The organism is Lapillicoccus sp., from assembly GCF_025353065.1.
Classification (GTDB): Bacteria; Actinomycetota; Actinomycetes; order Actinomycetales; family Dermatophilaceae; genus Lapillicoccus.
Genome location: NZ_JANXRJ010000276.1, coordinates 1 through 4,590, shown reverse-complemented (window position 1 = coordinate 4,590; position 4,590 = coordinate 1). Strand labels below are relative to the sequence as shown.

The 4,590-nt window shown below is 71.0% G+C and carries 4 protein-coding genes; 1 reads left to right on the top strand and 3 read right to left on the bottom strand.

The window, feature by feature from the left end; translation table 11 throughout:
* The 3 genes from Q0R63_RS20180 to Q0R63_RS20170 form a co-directional block, all read right to left on the bottom strand.
* Window positions 1–971: hypothetical protein (locus Q0R63_RS20180; RefSeq protein ID WP_295701492.1), on the bottom strand; the 971-nt coding region annotated here is incomplete at its 3' end.
* Between the two features lie 3 nt (window positions 972–974).
* A complete protein-coding gene (locus Q0R63_RS20175) occupies window positions 975–2,225 on the bottom strand; it encodes a hypothetical protein (RefSeq protein WP_295701490.1) in 1,251 nt (416 codons plus the stop codon).
* A gap of 331 nt (window positions 2,226–2,556) precedes the next feature.
* Complete coding sequence (locus Q0R63_RS20170; protein ID WP_295701487.1) at window positions 2,557–3,753, bottom strand: IS30 family transposase; 1,197 nt, start codon at window positions 3,751–3,753, stop codon at window positions 2,557–2,559.
* A gap of 40 nt (window positions 3,754–3,793) precedes the next feature.
* On the opposite strand from Q0R63_RS20170, the gene Q0R63_RS20165 reads away from it, so the two are divergent.
* Entirely contained in the window at window positions 3,794–4,354 is a 561-nt protein-coding gene (locus Q0R63_RS20165) for a transposase (protein ID WP_295701484.1), read from the top strand.
* Window positions 4,355–4,590: the final 236 nt, after the last annotated feature.

Sequence of the window (4,590 nt, the reverse complement as noted above, 5' to 3'; positions counted from 1 at the left end):
AGAGCGTCGCCCAAGCGGGTCCTGAGTTGGGTGCTCTCGGTTTCGAGGCGGTCGAGGAGCTCGTCGAGCTCCTTGAGGATCGCGGTGGGACGTTCCTGGGGGGCGAGCCGACCGCTCGGATAGGAGGCCCTCGCAGGGGTGTTGGCGGGGGCCTGTGCCGTCCTGCTGGTGGTGAAGGTCTGGCTGGGGCCCTGGCGGCCGCTGATGATGGCGGCGAGGCTGCGGGGGGTTAGGGCGGTGTCGCTGATCCAGCCGTGTTGGTCGATGGAGGGGAGGAGCGGGTAGCGCTGCCAGCCGTCCTCGACGTCGTCGAGGCAGTCGTGGCCGCCGCGGGGGCCGCCTCTGCGGCTGCCGACCACGACTTCCTCGGCGGCGAACCGGCCTCCGAGGGTGGTGGCGGTGAGGACGGTCAGCCATCGGGTCAGGACGCAGGCCGGGCAGGTGCGGGGGTCGGCGGCGGTGGTGAGGTCGGTTGTTCCGATGCCGGGCAGGGGGTAGGTGCGGGCGGTCGCGTGCAGGGCCTGAACCTTTGTGTGCCGAAGGGGGCCGAGGAGGAGCAGCAGGACTGCGTCGCGTCGGGCGTGTAGGCCGTGCGGCCAGAGGTCGACGGGCAGGTGGGTCAGGGCCTGTTCGGGGGTGAGCCAGCCGGCCCCGGACCGGACAGCTGCTCCAGCTGGGTCGGCGGGAGGGTCGGCTGGGTCGAGCGTGGGGGCGGTTCTGCGCGGGTCTGCGGGGGAGAGGTGGCCGGCGGTGACGTGGGCGTTGCGGATGGCTCGGACTCGCCGGCGTTGAGTGCTGGGGCCGGCCGGGATGTCGTTGAGGAAGGCGGTGACCGCGGCTGGGGTGGTGGGCAGGGCGTCGTGGCCGGCGGCGGTGCACCAGTCGAGGAAGAGCTGCCAGTCGGGGGAGGGGACCGGCGAGCGTTGGGGGTGCTGGAGGGGCACGGGTGGGCTGGGGTGGGCCGTTTCCATGGGTTATAACCCGATCGTGGTGACGGCGTTGGTCTCCAGGGGGGTGTAGTGCCGGGCGTAGGCCTCGAGGGTGGTGGGGCTGCGGTGGCGGGTCTGGCGCATGATCGCGTGGGCGCCGGCGCGGAAGGCGTCGGTGACGAACCCGGCCCGCAGGGAGTGCGCACCGAACCCGGCCGACGGTAGCCCGACCGCTTCGAGTCGGCGGCGGACCACCGCGTGGACCACGCGGCCGTTGATCTGCTGGTTGCCGATGGTGGCGGCCTTCGTCACCGGCCGGAACAGTGGGCCCGCACCGGGCGGCACGAAGCGATCTGACGGGGTGGGGTGCTCGAGGTGACAGACGTGTCCGGTGGTGGGGCGTCGGCGCAGCTCGGTCATCACTCCGACCCGGCCGGCGGTGTCCCAGGCGTCGACGACGTTGAGGCAGGCGGTGATTCGGCAGGCGGCGCAGGTGCCCGGCCGGGTCCCGAAGGGGATGGCCACCACCTGCCCGGCCGCGCCGGGGTCGGTCTTGGAGACCCGGATCTGCAGGTGCAGCCCGTCGGCCGGGTGGGCGGTGACGTCGGAACGGTCCAGGGCGGCGACCTCGCTGCGGCGTGCGGCGCTGGCCCAGGCCACCAGGAGCAGGGCGGCGTCGCGGCGGCCGATGACCGCGGCCGGCCAGACCTTCGTCTCGATCCCGTCCAAGACAGCGGTGAGGTCGGTCAGCGACAGGGCTTTGGACCGCCGCGGCGGCTGGGCCCGGGTCCGGCGCAGCCCGGCGAGGAAGTCCTGGACGAGCTCGTGCCCGCCGGGGAGGGGGTGGCCGGCGCGGCGGTGGACGAAGTTGATCGCGGCGACCCACCGGGACAGGGTCGAGGCGGTGACCGCCCAGGAGCCGTCGGCGCGGCGGGTGTCGGCCGCCTCGGCCAGGTACTCCGCCACCGTCTGCGGGGACGCCGGCAGCGCACCCCGGTCAAACCCGCCCGCCCTGCCCATGCTGCCGGTGCGGGCGCACCAGCGGGTGAACGCCGCCCAGTCCCGGTCGTAGGCCCGCACCGTGTTCTCCGACCGCGCCTGCCGGGTCCGGGCGGTCACCCCGGCACTCACCTGAGCACCCAACCCGGCACCGTGCCCACCACTGAGCTCAGCACCCAGTTCGGTGCTGCCCACCGGGCCGGCGACCAGGTCCGGCACCGGCACCGCGGCCGCCTCCACCGCGGGGTTCGCCGTCGAGACCGCCACAGAGCCGTCCAGACGGGGTTCGGTGCTCATCCGGCCTCCCGGTGTGCTCGTGTGTCAGTGCCGATAACTGTCATTATCGGGGGTAAAAAGTCAGGGGGGTGAAGTGACACGGGGTCGTGGCGGACCACCTCTCTGGCGGGCCGGAATCGGACACCACCGACGTCGCGACCTACACAGGGACACGGGCGTCCACGCTGAGATGTAGGAGAGCGCCCCTACGGACCGTGGACCCGACGGCGGCAGATGCGGCTCTTGGCAGACAACAGCTCGCCCCCACAAGCTCCTCGAGGGCCTCCCACCGCGACGCCACCAGAGGAGCTGCAGCAGAGGCCACGGATGTGCCGTAAGAGGATCGGCGAATTCAGGCGGTCGTCGCAACGATGGGCGGTTCGGGGTCAAACAGTAGCCGTTGCAGGGCTTCGGCGGGGGTGATGCGCCCGAGGGTCTTGCGAGGTCGAGCGTTGAGCTCGGTGGCGACCTCGAGCAGTCGCTCGGGAGAGTGGATGGACAGGTCGGTGCCCTTCGGGAAGTACTGCCGCAGCAGCCCGTTGGTGTTCTCGTTGGTGCCGCGCTGCCATGGGGAGTGCGGGTCGCAGAAGTAGATGGCCATCTTCGTGGCAAGTGTGATCTGGCGGTGCTGGGCCAGCTCGGTGCCCTGGTCCCACGTCAGCGACTTGCGTAGGTGCTCGGGCAGGGTCTTGATGGCCGCTTCCAGGCCGTCGCGCACGGCCATGGCGCCGTGGCCCTGGGGTAGGTGGACCAGCATCGTGTACCGGGTCTGCCGCTCCACCAAGGTGGCGATGGCCGAGCGGCAGTTCGACCCCAAGATGAGGTCTCCTTCCCAGTGTCCGGGCACGGCTCGATCGGCGACCTCGGCGGGGCGTTCGCTGATCATGATCATGTCCGGGATCTTGCCCGAGGGGCCCTTGGCCGTGGATCGTCGCGGGCGGCGCACGGCCCGTCCGGTGCGCAGGTGTTGGTGCAGGTCAGCGCGCAGATGACCGCGGCCCTGTACGTAGAGCGCTTGGTAGATCGTCTCGGGGCACACCTGCATCTCCACCCGGTCAGGGAACGTCGTGGCGAGGTGATCGCTGATCTGCTCGGGGCTCCACTTCACGCACAGCTTGGCCTGCACCACGGCCGCCAACTCGGCGTGCTCGAACTTACTCGCCTTGGGCCGCCGGCCCCGTAGCTCGGCGCGCTTCTGCGCCGCATACGGCGCGTACTTGCTCCGCCCTCGGGTGCTCGGCTTGGGACCGTTGCGCCGCAGCTCGCGGCTGACCGTCGAGGCCGGCCGTCCGACCTGTGTGGCGATGGCCCGCACACCGGCGCCAGCCAGGTGCAAGTCGGCGATCCGCAGCCGCTCCTCCAGACACAGGTACCGGCCCGAGGGCTCGGGCTTCCTACGCGGGATCCGCCCGCCGGTCGCTTGGCGCCAATGACGGCCAGTTCGTCGATCCACGCCGACAGCATCACAGGCCGCTTGCAGCGTCGAGCCCTGGGCCATCAACACCCAGAACCGGGCCTGCTTCTCGATCAGTTCCTTTTTCGACCACATGCACAACACCTCGGATCAGTAGGGGTGTTGCAACGACCGATTGAGCTCGCCCAACGCTTACGGCACCGGCGGATTCCATGATCGCCTGGAACGGGCCGGGATTGACTCGAAGTGCAAGACCCAGCAACCTGCCAACTCCGGCGGCCGGTTCAGCAAGAACGAGTTCGACATCGACGTTGAGCACGAGCAGGTGACCTGCCCGGCCGGGAACACCGCGCCGATCCGCCGCGGCACCAACGGGGCCGGCACCGCCAGCTTCGGTGTGGTGTGCGCGGGGTGTCCGCTCCGGGAGAAGTGCACCACGGCCGGGTCTGGGCGCAGCATCAACGTCGGCATCCATGAGGCGCAGCTCGCCGCGGCGCGGGCCCGGCAGGCGCATCCGGACTGGGTCGGCGACTACCGGGCGACTCGGCCGAAGGTGGAACGCAAGATCGGGCACCTGATGCGCCGCCAGCACGGCGGCCGAAGGGCCCGGGTCCGAGGCCAGGTGAAGGTCGCCGCCGACTTCGCGCTGCTCGCCGCTGCCGTCAACCTGGCCCGGATGGCGGTTCTGTCCGTGGTTTCTGTCCCCGGAACGGGGTGGGCCGTTGCGACCGCCTGAGTAGGGAGGCCAAGGACCCGCTCGCCCTGCCCAGCAGCCGGATTCGGCCCCTGAGGCCCCTATCCGGCCCGGCAACGACCGCGAGTGCCCTTCCCGGTTCATCGTGCCGCGAGCCCGAATCAGGCGGTCGCCGTCCCCGAGCCGTCCTCAGGGCCTTACCGGGTCCCCACTGATGGCCCTTTGGCACCAGCCACCTAGTGTCGCGTGTCGGAAATGACTTTCTAGTCGGGGGTTGA

Excerpts from the sequence above, each read along its gene's own strand:
- Q0R63_RS20175 (WP_295701490.1), bottom strand. The coding sequence starts at position 2,225 with ATGAGCACCGAACCCCGTCTGGACGGCTCTGTGGCGGTCTCGACGGCG.
- Q0R63_RS20170 (WP_295701487.1), bottom strand. The coding sequence starts at position 3,753 with ATGTGGTCGAAAAAGGAACTGATCGAGAAGCAGGCCCGGTTCTGGGTG.